The organism is Deinococcus deserti VCD115, from assembly GCF_000020685.1.
GTDB classification, from domain to species: Bacteria; Deinococcota; Deinococci; order Deinococcales; family Deinococcaceae; genus Deinococcus; species Deinococcus deserti.
The window spans coordinates 253,970-271,240 of the sequence record NC_012528.1 but is presented as its reverse complement, the minus strand read 5'-3'; the positions used below and the strand labels follow the sequence as shown (position 1 = coordinate 271,240).

General features: G+C 60.4%; 15 protein-coding genes and 1 pseudogene. 9 read left to right on the top strand and 7 right to left on the bottom strand.

Annotation, left to right across the window (positions count from 1 at the left end; all coding sequences use genetic code 11):
• The first annotated feature begins 130 nt into the window (after positions 1 to 130).
• Complete coding sequence (locus tag DEIDE_RS17270; RefSeq protein WP_041228077.1) at positions 131 to 337, top strand: hypothetical protein; 207 nt, start codon at positions 131 to 133, stop codon at positions 335 to 337.
• Between the two features lie 10 nt (positions 338 to 347).
• On the opposite strand, the gene DEIDE_RS19335 is transcribed toward DEIDE_RS17270, so the two are convergent.
• Positions 348 to 512 (bottom strand): HAD family hydrolase, encoded by a 165-nt coding sequence (locus tag DEIDE_RS19335; protein ID WP_162485748.1) that lies wholly within the window; start codon positions 510 to 512, stop codon positions 348 to 350.
• Between DEIDE_RS19335 and DEIDE_RS18880 the strand changes: the two are divergent.
• A pseudogene (locus DEIDE_RS18880) lies at positions 485 to 730 on the top strand (nicotinate phosphoribosyltransferase); the annotation flags it as partial. The gene DEIDE_RS19335 and the pseudogene DEIDE_RS18880 overlap by 28 nt on opposite strands.
• Positions 731 to 801: 71 nt before the next feature.
• Entirely contained in the window at positions 802 to 1,575 is a 774-nt protein-coding gene (locus tag DEIDE_RS17260; RefSeq protein ID WP_012695021.1) for an IS982-like element ISDds4 family transposase, read from the top strand.
• Between the two features lie 184 nt (positions 1,576 to 1,759).
• Here the strand turns inward: DEIDE_RS17260 and DEIDE_RS17255 are convergent, their stop codons facing one another.
• Positions 1,760 to 2,236 (bottom strand): hypothetical protein, encoded by a 477-nt coding sequence (locus DEIDE_RS17255; RefSeq protein WP_012695020.1) that lies wholly within the window; start codon positions 2,234 to 2,236, stop codon positions 1,760 to 1,762.
• A 439-nt stretch (positions 2,237 to 2,675) separates the two neighbouring features.
• On the opposite strand from DEIDE_RS17255, the gene DEIDE_RS17250 reads away from it, so the two are divergent.
• The 5 genes from DEIDE_RS17250 to DEIDE_RS17230 all read left to right on the top strand — a co-directional run bounded on the left by DEIDE_RS17250 (position 2,676) and on the right by DEIDE_RS17230 (position 7,845).
• Positions 2,676 to 3,929 carry an ABC transporter substrate-binding protein gene (locus tag DEIDE_RS17250; protein WP_012695019.1) on the top strand — a complete coding sequence of 418 codons (1,254 nt, stop codon included), beginning with the start codon at positions 2,676 to 2,678 and terminating at the stop codon, positions 3,927 to 3,929.
• A gap of 166 nt (positions 3,930 to 4,095) precedes the next feature.
• Complete coding sequence (locus DEIDE_RS17245) at positions 4,096 to 5,037, top strand: carbohydrate ABC transporter permease (RefSeq protein WP_012695018.1); 942 nt, start codon at positions 4,096 to 4,098, stop codon at positions 5,035 to 5,037.
• Positions 5,034 to 5,879: a carbohydrate ABC transporter permease gene (locus DEIDE_RS17240; RefSeq protein WP_012695017.1), complete on the top strand. Its 846-nt coding sequence runs from the start codon at positions 5,034 to 5,036 to the stop codon at positions 5,877 to 5,879. The genes DEIDE_RS17245 and DEIDE_RS17240 overlap by 4 nt, the downstream gene beginning before the upstream one ends.
• Entirely contained in the window at positions 5,876 to 6,850 is a 975-nt protein-coding gene (locus tag DEIDE_RS17235) for a Gfo/Idh/MocA family protein (protein WP_012695016.1), read from the top strand. Before DEIDE_RS17240 ends, DEIDE_RS17235 begins: the two co-directional genes overlap by 4 nt.
• Positions 6,850 to 7,845, top strand: a complete 996-nt coding sequence (locus DEIDE_RS17230; protein ID WP_012695015.1) for a Gfo/Idh/MocA family protein — start codon at positions 6,850 to 6,852, stop codon at positions 7,843 to 7,845. Before DEIDE_RS17235 ends, DEIDE_RS17230 begins: the two co-directional genes overlap by 1 nt.
• A 171-nt stretch (positions 7,846 to 8,016) precedes the next feature.
• Here DEIDE_RS17230 and DEIDE_RS17225 read toward each other — a convergent pair whose 3' ends face one another.
• The 3 genes from DEIDE_RS17225 to DEIDE_RS17215 all read right to left on the bottom strand — a co-directional run bounded on the left by DEIDE_RS17225 (position 8,017) and on the right by DEIDE_RS17215 (position 11,515).
• Positions 8,017 to 8,286: a hypothetical protein gene (locus DEIDE_RS17225; RefSeq protein WP_041228074.1), complete on the bottom strand. Its 270-nt coding sequence runs from the start codon at positions 8,284 to 8,286 to the stop codon at positions 8,017 to 8,019.
• Between the two features lie 590 nt (positions 8,287 to 8,876).
• On the bottom strand, positions 8,877 to 10,202 hold the full coding sequence (locus tag DEIDE_RS17220; protein WP_012695014.1) for a hemolysin family protein: 1,326 nt from the start codon (positions 10,200 to 10,202) through the stop codon (positions 8,877 to 8,879).
• A complete protein-coding gene (locus tag DEIDE_RS17215) occupies positions 10,202 to 11,515 on the bottom strand; it encodes a hemolysin family protein (protein ID WP_012695013.1) in 1,314 nt (437 codons plus the stop codon). The genes DEIDE_RS17220 and DEIDE_RS17215 overlap by 1 nt, the downstream gene beginning before the upstream one ends.
• Before the next feature lie 501 nt (positions 11,516 to 12,016).
• On the opposite strand from DEIDE_RS17215, the gene DEIDE_RS17210 reads away from it, so the two are divergent.
• The gene (locus tag DEIDE_RS17210) at positions 12,017 to 13,405 is read left to right on the top strand and encodes an RtcB family protein (protein WP_012695012.1); all 1,389 of its coding nucleotides are present in this window, start codon (positions 12,017 to 12,019) and stop codon (positions 13,403 to 13,405) included.
• A 683-nt stretch (positions 13,406 to 14,088) separates the two neighbouring features.
• Here the strand turns inward: DEIDE_RS17210 and DEIDE_RS17205 are convergent.
• Both DEIDE_RS17205 and DEIDE_RS17200 read right to left on the bottom strand, forming a co-directional pair.
• Entirely contained in the window at positions 14,089 to 14,691 is a 603-nt protein-coding gene (locus tag DEIDE_RS17205) for a response regulator (RefSeq protein ID WP_338032144.1), read from the bottom strand.
• Between the two features lie 502 nt (positions 14,692 to 15,193).
• Entirely contained in the window at positions 15,194 to 16,960 is a 1,767-nt protein-coding gene (locus tag DEIDE_RS17200; RefSeq protein WP_012695009.1) for an ABC transporter substrate-binding protein, read from the bottom strand.
• Positions 16,961 to 17,271 lie beyond the last annotated feature (311 nt).

Sequence of the window (17,271 nt, the reverse complement as noted above, 5' to 3'; positions counted from 1 at the left end):
TCTGCCTAGGTTCCACTCACCAGCACATGTACGGCGCGGGACTTAACGCGCGTGGCTGGGTCACGCCGATGCGAAGTCTCTCCTGCCGGAATCCTCGGACCTGTTCGGCACAGCGTGGCACACCTGGAACATGCCGAGCTTCTCGTACCTGCTGAAGGTCGGGGAAGCGTCGCTTGAGAAGGTTCTGAGGCATATCGTCCAGGACAACTATCCAGAAGCTGCCGAGGATGAGCTGTATGTCGCACGCAAGGCCCTAGGGAAGACAGCCCACGAGGTGCTGGTGCCTTACCACCAGGCCAGCCGGATTTACGGCATTCACCGACAGAGAGGCAGTTGAGCGTGCCGTATCAGACCCTCCTGCTGGAGAGCAGTAGACGTTCGATGACCTGCGCCACGCCCTCTTCATCGTTGCTTCCCGTGACTTCGTCTGCAACGCGCCGGAGGTCCGGGTGCGCGTTGCAGACAGCTACCCCTTGGCCCGCCCAACGTCGCGTTCGGCATGGGCGGCGCACTGCTTCAGCAGGTAGACCGCGACACGCAGCGCGTGGCGTATAAACTTTCTGCCGAGCTGTTCAGCGACGGGACGTTCATTGGGGTGTAGAAAGACCCTGTCACCGACCCCGGAAAACGCAGCAAGGATGGCGTTCTGGATGTAACACTCGAACAGGAACGGTACGTCACCAGGCAATACCAGACCTTCGAAACGGATTTTCCTGGCTCCGCGATGCGCCCTTGTAACCCTGTTTAGGGCCTGAATCAGCGCAGCTGCATCACCTGTAGGTCGATAAAAATGGAGTCGGTATGGCTAGATACCGACTCCACCACAGTTTAGGCCGTCGTCGCGTTATCCGCACCCTCTGGCGTTGGGGCAGAAAGCATTTCAGCGACCAGAAGAGTTGCCGACACCAGAAGGTGACAGATGCGTTCCTCGTCGCGCTTCTCCTGTCGCGGTATGTCTTCAAACATCCGTACCCGTCTATCTGGTGGAACATCCTGGGCGAAGATCGTCCGAACCTTCCCAGTTACACCCAGGCGTTCACACGCGGCCAACGTCTCCTGGAGCATCTTGAGGCTCTCGTCAGTCCACCTTTGCCCTGTACAGAAGTTGTGGTGGACTCAATGCCACTGCCAGTGTGTCGTCCGAAACGAGGGAAACGCTGCGCATTTCCTGGTGCGCGGTGGGGTTTCGGGACCCAGGGCGATTTCTTCGGCTTCAAACTCCACGCCTGGGTCTCACCCGCTGGCCAGGTGATGCAGTACCTCATCCGACCAGCCAACCTGCACGACACGACCGTCGCCTACGAGCTTAACCGACGCTGGGTAGACTTCGCTGGACCCCAAATAATCGGGGATAAGGGGTACTGCGCGCTGGGGTTCATCTACCCACCCAAGAAAAACACGCGCTACGACACCGGGTGGCGGGAAAACCGCCACCCGAGATTACGCAAACGCATCGAGACCGTGTTTTCTCAATTGGTCGAGTCTCAGATCCGCTCTGTGCAAACCAAAACCCTAACCTCATTGCGCTTCCGCGTCGTCCTGGCGATACTCGCCCACAACCTCATGCAACCCTAAACGGGGTGTATACCGCGACGGTGACCTGCTGATCGAAGAGGACCTTGAAACTATCCGCGCGCGGGCGGAACAGGCCAGATAGTCTCAAAAGCGCCAGTCATTCTCTTCTCACTGGCCGCAAGGACCGCGCCTGTCTGTATCGCTATTTTCCCCTCTTCAATTTCGGGGCGTCGTGTGAAAATCACTACCCGCCGGTGGCGGTCGAGTCCTCCACCAGGCTGTCGTACGCCAACGTCGCGGCGAGGGCCATCAGCAGGGGTGGCGCGTCGCCCGTGAGGCTGACGTCCGCGCCAATCCTCGCTCCGCCCAGCCGTCCTTTCACCCCATCTGCGGTGATCGTCAGCATCACATCAAAGCCACTCATAAGTCCGCCGCAACGCCCGGCGACACTGCTGCCGCTGGCTGTCAGGTCGACGTTCCTGCCCAGGATTCCGCCTCCCAAGCGGCCGGACAGGGTGTGATTGCCCAGTGCCAGATTGACGTCGTGACCAATCGTCGGGCCACCGAGCCGTCCTCTCACCTGGGTTCTCGTGATCTGAAGGACCAGATCACGGCCAATATGCACACCGCCAACCCGCCCCTTAAGCTCGGTAGGAGTTCCGCCGAGGTTCACGTCATAGCCCTGAGAGCGGCCCCCTACCCGGCCGGTTATGGTCGTCATGTGAACAGTGTTTCATAAGCGGCTCAGGAGGTTTCAGTGAAGTGAGACACGAGCAGACGCCGAGGCCAAGCACTTCCAGGGGATAGATCAGTTCGTCTGAACCCTTATGCCGATTCGTCGAACTCCTAACTTTTTTACGGATTGCAGCAGATGTTATGAAGGTCTGACCTAGAGGCTGCATCGAGTCAACAATTCCTTCTTTGCACGGCACGGGAGGACTGACGATGGCTTCCAATTGCGCCAAGAGGCTTGGCCACCTTGTTCCCAACAATCCCTCTGATATCTCTTCCTGACCGCAGTTCATTGGCTGCTGGCCAGCGTGATTGTTGACCAGCACTAAATCCGGGAGTATACCTGTAGACGAACCACAACACATCTGAGTTTTCGTTTGCACTTGGGGCCAGCGCGCTCCTTCGGTACATGGATTGAGGAGGTTTCGATGAAACGCCTGGGCTTTTCACTTTCGCTACTGTTGCTGGCCAGTCTGGCAGGGGCACAGAAAACCACTCTCACCATCGAAAGCTGGCGCAACGACGACCTCAAGGTCTGGCGCGACAGCATCATTCCAGCATTCCAGAAAGCTCACCCGAACATTCAGGTGGTTTTTGCCCCCAGTGCGCCCGCCGAATACAACGCTGTCCTTGATGCAAAACTCAAAGCCGGCACGGCCGGAGACCTGATCACCTGCCGGCCTTTCGACAAGAGTCTTGACCTTTACAAGGCCAAACAGGTCATCAGCCTCAACGGCCTGAAAGGCCTGAATAACTTTGATCCGGTCGCCAAGGCGGCGTGGTCCACCGATGATGGCAAGACCACCTTCTGTGTCCCCATGGCGTCTGTCATTCACGGATTCATCTATAACAAGGCCCTGTTCAGGGAGCTGGGCCTGAGCGTTCCAAAAACCGAGGCTGCTTTTCTCAGCACGCTGGCCAAAATTAAAGCGAATGGCAAGTACGCTCCACTGGTGATGGGGACCAAAGACCAGTGGGAAGCAGCGACCGTGGGCTATCAGAACATCGGTCCCACAGCATGGGACGGCGAGAAAGGTCGCAAGGGACTGATCTCCGGCACCGCTCAGTACAACAAAGGCGGATTTCTGCAGGCCTTTACCTCCCTGGCCAGCTGGAAGCCATACCTGCCCAACGGCTACCAGGCCCTGGCCTACCCGGACGCACAGAACCTGTTTGCTCAGGGACGTGGCGTGATCTACCCGGCCGGGAGCTGGGACATCGGCACCTTCAGGCAGATGAATCCCAAGCTCGAGATGGGCGCCTTTGCTCCGTACTCCATCAATGGCAAGAAATGCGTGATTGACGACCACCCCGATATCGGCATGGGCATCAACGCCGCCAGCAAAAACCAGGAGGCGGCCAAGACATTCCTGAACTGGGTGGCTTCGGACGCTTTTGCGACCCTGTATGCCAACGCGCTGCCGGGCTTCTTTCCGCTGGCAAACGTGAAGTACACCGTCAAGGACCCGGTTGCACAGGAGTTCCTGAAGTGGCGTACCCAGTGCGCCAAGAGCTTCCGCTCGTCGTATCAGATCCTCTCGCGCAACGCCAATCCGAACAATGAGAACGACCTCTGGAACGTCAGTGCGCAGCTTCTGAACGGCAGTATGACCCCGAAAGCTGCGGCCGACCTGGTCCAGAAAAACCTGGGTTCCTGGTACGCACCGCAGAAGGGCAAATAAAGCAGCCACCCCCGTGGCGAGGGCCTGGAGCCGCGGATGTGAGATCAACCCACGGTGCTTGCCCTGCCTGGAAGGAATCGTAGTCCGTTTCCCTCTTCGTTACTGAACTAAGGCCCGAACCGGTATTCACTGGTCGGGCCTTTTCCTGAACCTGAAGGATGCCTGCATGACCGACAGATCCCTGCCGCGCGTACGAACACGCCGTCCCTTTCCCTGGCACGTGGTGGTGTTTTTGGCTCCCGCCCTGCTGATCTACACCCTTGTCATGATCTACCCGATCCTGTCCTCGTTATGGCTTTCGCTGAACAACAGATCACCGGACGGGTCGGCGGTGTTTGTGGGGCTGAGCAACTATCAGAAACTCCTGGGATCGGAGCTGTACGCACAGCCCATGTGGAACGCGCTGAAAAATAACTTTGTGTTTTTCGCGGTGCACATGCTGGTCCAGAATCCGGTGGGGCTGCTGCTGGCCGTGCTGCTCAGCTTCCGCCTGCGGGGCAGCGCAGTGTACCGGACCCTGCTGTTCACTCCGACAATTCTGTCCGTGGTGATTATCGGTTTTGCCTGGAAACTGATTCTGAATCCGGCGTGGGGCGTGCAAAGGGCGCTGCTGACGCCACTCAACCTGCAGGAGTTCGACCTGCCGTGGCTGGGCCTGCCGGCCACGGCGCTCCCGACTCTTTCCCTGATCAGTGTCTGGCAGAACATTGGCATTCCGATGCTGCTGTTTCTGGCTGCTCTGGTGCGAATTCCGGAGGAGCTGTACGAGGCGGCGCGGCTGGATGGGGCCGGCGCCTGGACGATTTTCCGGCGCATCCAGCTGCCACTTATTCTCCCGACTGTAGGCATCGTCAGCGTGTTGACCTTCGTGGGAAATTTCAATGCCTTCGACCTGATCTATTCCACCCAGGGTGCGCTGGCAGGGCCGAACTTTGCGTCCGACATCCTGGGAACGCTGTTCTACCGGACGTTCTTCGGATACCAGCTGCAGTCCGGTGACCCCTACATGGGCGCTGCCGTAGCGGGTGTGATGCTGGTTGTGATCCTCGCCGGGTTGCTGATCTACCTGACGGCGTGGCAACGCAGGATCACCGAGGTTCAGCTGTGAGCGCGTCCACTGCGCCACTGCTCAACCGGCGCGGGCAGGTGCTCGGGCACCTTGTGCTGATGTTCTACACCCTGCTGGCCATCCTTCCGACACTGCTGATCATCGTCAACTCCTTCAAGGACCGCCTGGCCATCTTCTCGGATCCCTTTGCCCTGCCCACCGCCAGCACCTTTACCCTTGACGGCTATCACACGCTGGCCAGCTCAGCCAACTTCTCACTCTTCTTCCTGAACAGCCTGCTGGTCACGCTGGGATCGCTCGCCCTGATTCTGCTGCTCAGCAGCATGGCGGCGTTCGCCCTCAGCGAATACCGGTTCCGGCTCAATACTCTGCTGGGCCTGTACCTGGCGGTGGGGATCATGGTTCCGATCCGCCTGGGGACCATCGGCATTCTGAACCTGATGGTCAGTCTTCACCTCGTCAATACCCTCTGGGCCCTGATTCTGGTGTACACGGCGCAGGGCATTCCACTGGCCGTCTTCGTGCTCACGTCCTTCATGCGCGGGGTTCCGCGCGACCTGAAAGAAGCGGCCCGCATTGACGGCGCCAGCGAGTACCGCATCTATGGCATGACGCTTCCTCTTATCAGGCCAGCGCTGGGCGCGGTCACGGCGATCAGTATGATTCCGATCTGGAACGACCTGTGGTTTCCTCTGATTCTCGCTCCTGGAGAAAAAACCAAGACCATTGTGCTCGGAGCAAGCGCCTTCCTGGGGCAGTTCGTCAACGACTACAACGCCGTCCTGGCGGCCCTGACGCTGGCCATTGTGCCTGTGGTGGTGCTGTACATCATCTTCTCGCGTCAGCTGGTCAGTGGCATTACCGGAGGTGCCCTGAAATGAGTGGCCTGAGTGTCGGACTGATTGGCACAGGCCTGATGGGACGAACCCACGCCCAGGGATGGCAGACCCGCCCGGGCGTCCTCACCTGTGTATATGCCCCAGACGAGCGCGCGCGCACGTTCGCCCGTGAGTTCAACCTGCGTCCCTGTGCCAGCACAGAAGAACTCCTGGACCGGGTCGACATTGTGGACCTGTGCACCCCCACCCCCACCCACCCCGACCTGGCCGTGCAGGCGGCGCGGGCAGGCCGGCACGTCATCTGTGAGAAGCCTCTGGCGCTGACCCTCGCCGAGGCGGACAGGATCATGGCCGCCTGCCGGACTGCCGGAGTGAGGCTCTTTGTCGCGCACGTCCTGAGATTCTTCCCGCAGTACCGCGCAGCCTGGGATCAGGTGCAGGCAGGAAATATCGGTATTCCCCGGGTGCTGCGGCTCAGCCGTGTCAGTTCGCCTCCTGCTCCCGGAAGCTGGCTGCTGGACGAAGCCCAGAGCGGAGGCGTGCCCCTGGACCTGATGATCCATGATCTTGACTTTGCGCGCTGGGTGGCGGGCGAGGTGAATACGGTCTACGCCGCGGGCCGCCACCACGGCGGGCGCACGATGGTCCAGGTGACGCTCTCGCACATCAGCGGAGCCATCAGCCTGATCGAAGGCGGGTGGGCGGCGCCCGCGGGGGTTTTCCGCACTGCGCTGGACCTGGCCGGCACGCGAGGCGTCATCGAGTGGAGTTCCGACGCTCCGGCGGCGCTGCGCAGGCATGGGCCACAGCCGGAGCCGCGGCAGTTGGGCGCGGCTCTTCCGGCCCTGGCGGGCGATCCCTACGCCGCCGAACTCTTGCATGCCTATCAGGCTATTGAAGAGGGTCTGCCGTTCCTGGTGGAGCCAGAGGACGCCCGCGCTGCCCTGGCCCTGAGTCACGCGGTCCGGCGCAGCCTGGCCAGTGGTCAGGCCGTTGGGATGGAGGACGCATAATGCCCACCCGCATCGCCCTTCTGGGGGCCGCACATGTTCATGCCGACGCCTACGCAGCGTGGCTGACTGGTTGTAAGCACGTCGAGCTTCTAGGGTTCAGTGAGGATTCCCCTCACCTCGCCGCAGAATTCGCGGCCCGGACCGGGCTGCGTCATCTGCCTCTCGCGCAGTTGTTGGAGTCCGGTCCGGACGGCGTGATCGTATGCAGTGAAACGGCGCGGCACCGTTTTCTGGTCGAGGCTGCTGCGCAGGCAGGCGCACACGTTCTGTGCGAGAAACCCATCGCCCTCACTCTGGATGACGCCCGCGCCATGAATCAGGCCTGCTTGCAGGCAGGAGTCGAGTTCCGCACCGCCTTCCCGGTGCGCTTCTCTCCGGAGGTACAGAACCTGCGGCACATGGTGCTGACCGGTGGTCTGGGACAGATACTCGCCTATGGTGGCGTGAATCACAGCGTCTGCCCCGACCGGGAGCGCCAGTGGTTCAGTGATCCGCTGATGGCGGGTGGCGGCGCAGGAATGGATCATATCGTTCACCTGGCCGATCTGTTTCATCTGTTCGGCGAGCAGGTGGAGACGGTATATGCCCGGCTTGTGCCGGTACCCGAGTGGGTTCTGCCGGAGCATGCCCGGGTGGACGCAGCTGCCCTGGTGACGCTGCGCTTTGCCTCTGGTGCCAGCGCCACCATAGATTCATCCTGGAGCCGCCCACGCACGTATCCGCGCTGGGGTCACCTCAAACTTGACGTCACCGGAACCCAGGGCCTGCAGACGCTGGACGTTTTTGCCGAGTCGCTTGCCATCACCAATTCGGAGGGCCGTCACTGGGCCGGGTATGGAACCGACCTGAACGCCCTGATGCTCCGTGATTTTCTGAACGTGTGTACGCTGCGGGAGCACTCGTCAGGAGCAGACTGGCACGCCGGGTACCAGGCCTTGCGTGTGGTTCTGGCCGCGTATCAGGCAGAAGCTGGAGCACAGGCGGTCCACCTCTGAATACCTTGGGGTTGGCCCTTCTGGCAACGCAGGAGGCAGCTGCACGCCGCGCGGGGCAGCCAGCTGGGAAGCCACAGGGCCGTACAACTGATTGAGCACAGGTTGCGGTGTTGCGGGCTCTGAATAGAAGCGGGAACCAGTGTGCAGGTCGTGGGGGCTGGAGGAAAAGGATTACGATACTTCTTCCAGCCACCCCAGGCTGAAAAACGCCTGTGACATCAGCACAAGCTCAATATCCTGGCGTGCCACTCGCCAACTGCCTGGCGGCCACACTCCAATAGGCAGGACGAGGGGGAACCGCAGTGGTGCAGGTGTGCGCTGGACTGTCAGCGTGCCACCCACTTCATGCGCCATATACCGCTTGAGTTCCTGCACGCCTTCGGGCACTGCTTCCCAGTTCCCCGGCACGATCACCAGCAGGCAAGGGCTCGGCGTGGACATACCAGCAGGCTAGCTGGACCCGGAGCAGGACATGATCTGCCAGGATTCAGGAAGGTTTACCCACAAGGGGGGGTAGGGTGGATTCTCCCTGCTGACAGGAGACGTGTACCTGGTGGAGGCAAACCGAAGTGCTGAGACTGGGGTGCACGGGACACTGGCGGCGCTTCGGCTCATGAAGCCCGCGCAAATGGCCCCTTAGAGGCGAGTCCATGGTGTGTGGGTGAGAGCCGCGCCGCTGGAGTCAGCGTCCAATTCCTGATTGCCCTGTCAGGAGGCGAGGGTGCTGCAGGCCATCCTGAGACACCATACAGAAGAAAGCGACCCGGAGGCCGCTTTGATTCCTCTATTCCATGGCGGTATTCACACCTCGTCAACCGCCCAGGCTGGGCCAGATTCCGGCCGTGCAGATCGCACTTCCGTCAGTTGTCCCCGTTGTTTGCTTATGCACCGCGTCAGCCTGCCATGATCACTTCTTCGGCAGGGCATCAACGGGGTACTGCATTCTCGCGGATGGGTTGGGGAGATTACGTTGATACACGGGAGTGGGCGTAACGTCACGGTCGACTTCCAGGTCGTCACTGACCGTCGGCCTATGACGTCCCGGTGGTGCTGACCTCATCAGGAGAAGCGACGGGCCGAACCCGGACACGGGTGATCTTGAGGCCCTGCACGTCTTCAGCCGTCAGATCGTGGCCCTGCACAAACACGGTGGTTCCTGCAGCCGGCACTGTCCCATACTCCCCGAGCAGCAGCCCTGCAATGGTCGTCGCGTCCTCACTGTGCAGATTCAGGCCATGGTCCTCACGCAGTTCGCTCAGCGTGACCTCGCCGTTCAGGATCAGCGAGCCGTCCGGGTTCGTCTGCACCCAGTCGGACGACCCCGCGTCTTCCTCCTCCATCACGTCCTCGATCAGGTCATCCATGGTGACGAAGCCAAGGGTGCCGCCGAACTCGTCGACCACCAGAGCTGCGTGCAGGCGTTCGCGCTTGAACAGCGCGAGCAGATGCTCGGCACTTGTGGACGCCGCGACGCTGGGCAGCGGACGGATCAGCCGGCCCAGTTGAGGCGACCCGCCCGATACGCGTGCGCGAATGAAGTCCTTGACGTGCAATACCCCGATGATTTCGTCGAGATTGTCCTCGTAGACGGGGTACCGGCTGCGCGGCGACCCGGCGATCCGTCGGGTGACCTCGTCAGGTGGTGCATGGATGGAAAGGGCCTCCAGACTGGAGCGGGGTGTCATCAGCTCCTGGGCCGTGCGGTCCTCAAGCGCAAAGATGTTCTGGATCAGGTCCCGCTGTACGCCGCCCAGCTGCCCACTTTCGGCACTTTCGTCCGTAATGATGCTGAGTTCCTTGCTGGTGTACAGGAACGCGTTTTTTCCCGGCTCCCGGATGCGCAGCGCCCGCATCAGCCCAAGGGCCAGAACGTTCAGGAGGATGATCAGGGGCCGGAAGAGAAAGCCGAAGACACGCATCAGTGGGTTGACCTGCAGGCTGACGGCTTCCGGCGCCTGCAAGGCGAGGGCTTTGGGAATCATTTCCCCGAACACCACGTGCATGAACGTGATCGCGCTCAGCGCAATGATGAACCCGGCCGTATGCGCCGCCGCATAAGAGAGACCCGCACCCTCGAACGGTCCATACAGCCAGCTGGCAATCACGGGCTCGCCGTACATGCCCAGCCCGATCGAGGCCAGCGTGATGCCCAACTGCGCAATGGCGATATAGCGGTCCTTCCCGGTTTCATCGTCGAAAACGGCCGTCAGCCAGCGCGCTGCTGGATTCCCGGTGTCTGCCAGTGTGTTCAGGCGGGACCGGCGGGAGGCCACCAGGGCGAACTCTGCAGCGACAAAAAGGCCATTGAGGACCACCAGGATCACGATCACCACGAGGGGGACGAAGACATCCTGCATCAGACCGTCCTCCCGGTGTCGCCGTCCGTGGTGCCTCTCGGCAGGATGAAACTCGCCCGCTGCACCGCCCGGCGGTCCATCGCCTCGACGCGCAGGGTCAGGTTTCGCACGCCAGCCTCGTCGCCTACCATCGGCAGCCGGCCCAGTTCGTGCCACATCAGGCCGCTGACGGTATCCACCTCATCGGTGGGCAAATCCAGCTCGAAGCGGTCATTGAGCAGGTCAATCAGCACGTCACCGCGGACCAGCACCCGGTCACCATCGACCGTAATGGGGTCCTCTTCGTGGTCGAACTCGTCTTGCATCTCCCCGAAAATCTCTTCCAGGGCGTCTTCCAGGGTGGCCATGCCGGCCACGCCACCGTACTCGTCCACGGCAATGGCAGCGTGCCTGGACGCTTCACGCAGCCGCCTCCAGAGTTCCGGAACCGGCATGCTCTCGGCCACGATCAACGGCGGGCGGGCCACATCACTGACCAGTCGACCCGGCTGGCTCTCACCTGCCAGGAACAGCTGACGCAGGTGGATGATGCCGGTCACATCATCAGGGGTGTCGCCGCTGACCGGGAAGCGGGTATACGGCGTGTTCGCCAGGCGTGCAAGCGCTTCTCTGACGGTAAGGTGCCCAGGCACGACGACGAGTTTGGTGCGCGGTGTCATGATCTCCCGGACGACCCGGTCTTCGACGTTCAGAACCCCCGCAACCATGTTGCGCTCACTGGCGTCGATCAGGCCTCCGCGGGCACTCTGCCGGTACAGGTCCTCAAGCTCTTCGGGGGAATGAACGTGAGCGTGGCTGTGGTCCACCTGGAGCTTCAAGGCCCGCATCAGGAAAAAGGCCGTGCCGTTAAAGAGGCTGATGAGTGGCCGGAACACGAAGAGGCTGAACTGTATGGGACGCAGGGTGGCCATGGCCAGCCGCTCCGGGTACCGCAGCGCGACTGTCTTGGGCAGCAATTCACCCAGAACCACCTGCAGGGCCGTGATCAACACCAGGACCAGCACAGTCGCCAGGACCGGACCACCCACCGGCCCGACGACGGGAGTCAGGAGGGGAATCAGCTGCGCCTGACCATACGCTCCCGCGACCAGGCTGCTGAGGGTGATCCCGATCTGACAGGCGGCAACATAGGTATCGAGGCGCTTGGGGTCTTTCAGAATGTCCAGCAGGTCCGCGGCTGTGCGGTGGCCACCCTCAGCGGCTTCCTGCACGCGGGAGCGCCGTGAGCCGACGGTAGCGAATTCTGCAGCCACATAGAGCGCATTCAGGGCCACCATCATCAGGATGACCAGAAACGGAAGCGCAGCCGTCAAGGCGCACCACCAGGCCTGATGGTGCGTACCAGAGGTGCAGGATTGTGAGTCGAACTCGGAGGTTCGGCGTTGTCGCTAACGGGCAACGGCATAGACGGTCACCATAGCGCAATGGTGCGTCGGAGGGTGGTCAGGTCTGAGCCGTCACCGAGATGTGCCGGCCCCGGTCGCCTTTCAGGCGTCCTGGAAACCTGCACCGCTTTGCCACCTGCCACGATGGTTGGGCTCTAGCTGAATATCGCAGAGCCCTGACTGCAGATTGAGTGCGCAGTACCTGAGGAGGCTGTCTACCCAGTTCCCCCCAATTTGGGTTTGGTGCTGAAGCGTTGGAGAGGGCCAGAAGATATCCGTTTTCACCGTTCGATAAATACAGTGATATGGAGGCTGCGCGGCAAAAAGATAATTCCTCTCACCAGTCCATTGATCATCCTGATGGAGATCGACCAGCGACCAGCAGAGTGACGCGCATTTCAGAAGTTCCGGACAAAAAAGCAGGCCACTATGAACGGGAATGACATCACAGCACTCGGCTTTACGGGCAAAGCCATCGGCCTTGCGTTGAATGCGGCCCGGCACCGGGAGACCGCAGGCCAAACAAACGATGAGATCAGAGCAGAACTCGGTCGCGTCCTGCACCGTCCTGAGGCGTTCATCAGGGACCCCCTCTACGCTGACCTCGGCCGGGAACTTCTGGGTCAAGCAGCCCGCTTTCCCGACACGCTCCGGGAGCGGCCTCTGTCCTATACCGAGTGGGGCTCTGAGTTGATCGACGAGAACACCCGCGCCCAGATGGACACCGCGATGCGTCTTCCAATCAGCGTCGCCGGCGCACTGATGCCGGACGCGCATGTCGGGTTCGGACTGCCTATAGGGGGTGTGCTCGCCACGGATCACGCCGTGATCCCTTACGCCGTTGGAGTCGATATCGGATGTGCGATGGCCCTGAGCGTGCTGCCGGTTGCCAACCTCTCGCGTGAAGACGAAGTTCGTCTCCTCCGTCGCAATACCCGCTTTGGTGCGGGGCATGCCTGGGAGCGCAAGCTGCGCCCAGACCACGCGGTGCTGGATGAAGATACCTGGCATGAGCTTCCCCTGCTCCGCCAGTTAAGGAACAAAGCGGCGGAGCAGCTCGGAACCAGTGGGTCAGGAAATCATTTCGTGGAGTTCGGTACCCTGACGCTTGAGGCCGCCGATCTGGGGTTGGCGCCGGGACAGTACATTGCCCTTCTGTCCCACTCCGGTTCGCGCGGTTTCGGCGCCCAGGTCGCTGGTCATTACACCCAGGTTGCGCAGAATCTTCATCCAGACCTTGACCCGGACGCCCGCAAGCTTGCCTGGCTGGACATGGACCGGGATGAGGGCCAGGCTTACTGGACCGCTATGAATCTCGCGGGTCGGTACGCGCTGGCCAATCATGAGGTGATTCACGCACGCATCGCACGAGCACTGGGAGTCAAACCCCTCGTGACTGTCCGCAACAGCCACAACCTGGCCTGGAAACAGCGGATGCCGGATGGACGCGAGGTCATTGTGCATCGCAAGGGGGCCACCCCCGCCGGACAGGGTCAGCTCGGGATTATTCCCGGGAGTATGGCTGACCCAGGGTATGTCGTTCGGGGGAAGGGCAATACCCAGGCTCTGGAGAGCGCGTCACACGGTTCAGGTCGCCTGCTGGGTCGCAAGCAGGCGGAACGCGAGCTGAGCCGAAGCGCTGTGAAGGAGTACCTGGAAGCGCGGGACGTCACGGTGATGGGCGGCGGTGTAGATGAGGCGCCCCAGGCGTATAAAAACATCGACAGGGTCATGGCCAGCCAGGCTGATCTGGTGGACGTGGTCGCCAGATTTATGCCCAGAGTCGTACGGATGGATACCGGCAGGCAGGACATTTAACGTGCACACGGCAGAAGGTGATGCAGGTTCTGGGCCAGCAGTGGAGAGGGGTTGAGGTCCCTGGGGGTGCCGGCGCTATGACGGCCTGCCCAGGTAAAAGTGTCGCTTGCGAAGCCCAGCTGGCTATTGGTGCTTGAGTGTTGTTCCTGCGGGCTGCTGCAAGGCGGCGTGCGCGAAACTGAGGACTGAGGAGTACTCTGTGCGGCCCTCCACTCTTCATCCAGAAGGCGATGGCCCGCTGCGATCAGTGCGGGCATCTGCCTCCTGAATCCCGCTTTTACTGGCTGCTTTCCGGGTCGGCCGACACTGCCTTCTTAGGTCCATTCAAGTCGAACGTCCTAAAAGTTTTCCAGACCGCATAAAGTACTGCCTGCTCTGCGTCGAGGGCAGTCCGGATGACCTGCATAGCGTCAGTGCTATCACGAACAGCGTGCATTGTCGGATTCGAACATCCTCTTCCATGGTTTGCAAGGCCCGAATATAAGGTCTGACACGCTCCTGACCCTTAGGACGTCGGGTTCCAGGACAGTCGGCAATGGCAACTGAAGTCGTGTGGAAACGCATCCGATTGCCTGGTTGTCTTAAGCTCCCCTGATTGTTGTGAGGGAGCAATTGCTGCTGGTACTCCAGCCTTGCGCTTTCCTTTCTGATCTCCAGCATGTGCTGCGTCAGAGGCAGGTGCATCATCGTCCCGCTGAAGCGCCCACCACCTGATTCGCCTGCCAGTACCGAAGGAACGACTTCACCTGCTCCAAAAACGCATCAAACCCTTTGGATTTCACCAGATACGAGCTCGCGTGCAGACGGTATGCCTGCTGGATGTCATCCTCTGCACCTGAAATGCTTAGCATCACCACCGGGATAGCCTTCAATGGCATCTGGTCTTTTAACAACTTCAGCAGCTGTAAGCCATTCATCTCAGGCATGTTGATGTCCAGCAGGATCACGTCCGGCAGTGAGAAACCGGATTCCAGGAGTTCAAGAGCTTCTCTTCCGCTTGACACACATGTGAGCGTGGATCTCGGTTGTAATTGTGCGAAAGCTTCCTGCGCCAGGAGTTGGTCTGTGGGGCTGTCATCTATCAACAGGTAGTGCTGTGGGATGGACATCGTACCGCAGAGTACAGACCGGGTCTCAAAAATTGCACAAGTGAGAGAGGTAAATGAAGTGACCACGATCAGATGGTTGAGGTTGTCGTCATTCGCGTACGCCGGGCACAGCGGCGGGGCGTCTGCCGGGACGGTCACGTCGTACCATAATGCACCGTATATGCGAGATTGGCTCACGTTCAGGAGTGCACAACGAATCGGCGGCAGGAGGGATCAACCGGCGGGGTACCTGCCGCGACCAAACCAGAGGTGAAGCCCGGGAAGATCGGTCCACGATGAAATCCTAAATAAGCGGCAGCCTGGAAGTGTGTGGAATGCGGATGTTTACCGCTCGGGGGAGGCCGGGGCCTATGTGTTGAACGTGTTCGTTTTCTGCGCAGTCTGCAAACGTCCTGTCAGCACAGTGCATAGGGCTCACATAACCTCGGTATGCCAGATTCAGGCCTCTCCAGCAGCAGTCTCCGTTGCGGCGACCTGGAGGGACACGTGGCTGGCCTGACGTTGTGGGGCTCTGCCCGCGCCCTACTGGAGAGTCTCTTACACGGCTTACACGGGCAGTCAATGCTTACCGATCGTGGCGGGTGCCGACCCTCAAATGCCCGGAGGGATCCCATCATGTCATAAGCTGGACTGCCCAGCCCGAGAGATGACGGGTCAGGCAGTCCAGCTTCAGTGGGCCTTACTTGATGAACGTAAGCGGGAGTTCCCGGGAGCCGTAGTAGGCGTCCATCTGCTTGCGGTCCCGCGTGCCACCGACACGGTTGTTGTAGGTCACGTGATAGTTCGAACCCACCATATAGATAACCGGTTGCAGTTCAGACTCGACCTTCATGAGCCGACCGCCGATAGCCAGGCGCTTGGCCGCGTTCAGTTCAGCGTCGCCCTGGTTGTAAAGCTTCGTCATCTCTGTCTCCTGTGGAGTCAGGCAGGTGCCCTTGGAGTTGTTGTTGTACATGTGCAGGGAACCGCCGCAGGGCACGACGTTATTCCCGAACGGCCAGATATTGTCGCCACCAGACAGGCCCAGCAGGATCGCATCGAAGGGGCGGCTCTCACCCTTGGCGGTCAGCTGGTTGACCAGGTTGTTGAAATCGATGGGCGTAAAGTTGACTTTCACACCCACTTTCTTGGCTTCGTCGGCGAAGACACGCCCGAGCTGCTCGCGTACGGTGTTACCGGCGTTGGTGCTGAGGTTGAATTCGAGCACCTTGCCGGCTTTGTCGACCAGGTAACCCTGCGCATTTTTCTTGGTGTAGCCCAATTGAGCGAGCAGCCTGGCGGCTTCGCGAGGGTTGTAGGGGTATTTCGGGGCTTTCGCCTTTTCTCCAGCGGCGATCTGCTGTTTGAAGATGGGATACACGCTGTAGTACGTCTCGGTGCCCAGGCCGCCCAGGGCGAGCTTCACCATAGCCTGACGGTTGGCGAGGTGGCTCATGGCGCGGCGGAAGCGGACATCGCGGAACAGCTTCTGCTTGGCGGGATTGCCAGCCCTGTTCCAGTTGAAGACGATCCACGAGCTGTCGGCCTGCGGGCTGACGTTGGGGATAAGGGTGGCTTTGAGGTTGCCCGCGCTGATGGCCTTCTGGATCTGGGCCAGTTCATCGGCCTTGCTGGGCCCGAAGGTATCGATCTGCCCGGCGAGGTACGCGGCCAGAGCCGCGTTCAGGTCAGCAGTAATGCGCGAGGAGTACCGGTCAAGGTAAGGCAGGGCATTGCCCCGGCTGTCCTTGTTCCACTCGCCCCAATAGGTGTTCTTCTTCAGGACAGCGCGTTCCCCGGCCTGGTAGCTGTCCAGCGTCCAGGCACCGGGTGAGACAATCTCGTCGGCTGGCGTGCCCAGCGTCCACATCTTCTTGATGGCCGCGGCTCCACCACTGCGATATGTCTTGCCGAAGACATGGTCTGGCCAGGGCGCATAGGTCATGCGCGAGTAGGCTCCGGCACTCACCTGCGGGAAGTCGAACTGAAGGGTGTACGTATCGAGCTTCTTGACCGTAATAGGCTTGTCGTTGATGAAGAAGGTGTCGCGACTGTTGCTGCCGACCTTGTCGTCCTTATGAATGGTGGCAGTCGTGACCCAGTCATCGGCGGTGATCGGCTGGCCATCGCTGAATTTCATGCCCTTGCGGATCTTGACCACGAAACGCTTGTTTCCATTGCTGACGGTAGGTTTTCCCTCAGCCATGTAGGGGATGAACTCGTCGTTGCGGGGGTCCTGCGTGAACAGGCCGCTGGTCCGGAGGGTCATCAGGTCGGTGAGACTGTCGGCTTCAGCGGTGGTGAAAGGGTTGATGGTCTTATAGTCCGAGATCGTGTAACTGCGGAATTCCCCGCCGCGCTTGTTGGCCGTGTTCGGTTCACCAGTCCAGGCAGCAGGCCACACGAAGGGAGCCGCAGTAGCAGAGGTGACGGTCATGGCGAGTACAACAAAGAGAGCTTTTTTCATGTTGGGCCTCGGGGGAAACGAGTGATGTTCGTAGGCTTCGACGCCGGATACGAACCGGTGCTTGGTAACTGGAAGCTTATTCCCTGTGCGTTTAAGCTTTAAGCAGGGTCAAAGATACGCAAGGACTCCGTCTTCTATTGTTACATGAGGCGGTTTTCCTTGAACAGGAAATGAATGATGAACATACTGTCTAAAGCAGAAATCCTGATGGTTATGTGACTGGGATCCTGTTCTACTTGAATGTCGGCTTTCCAAGGCAATGTGAAGCGAATAAACCACTTTTTCACGTCACGTGATCTGTTATTGCTTTG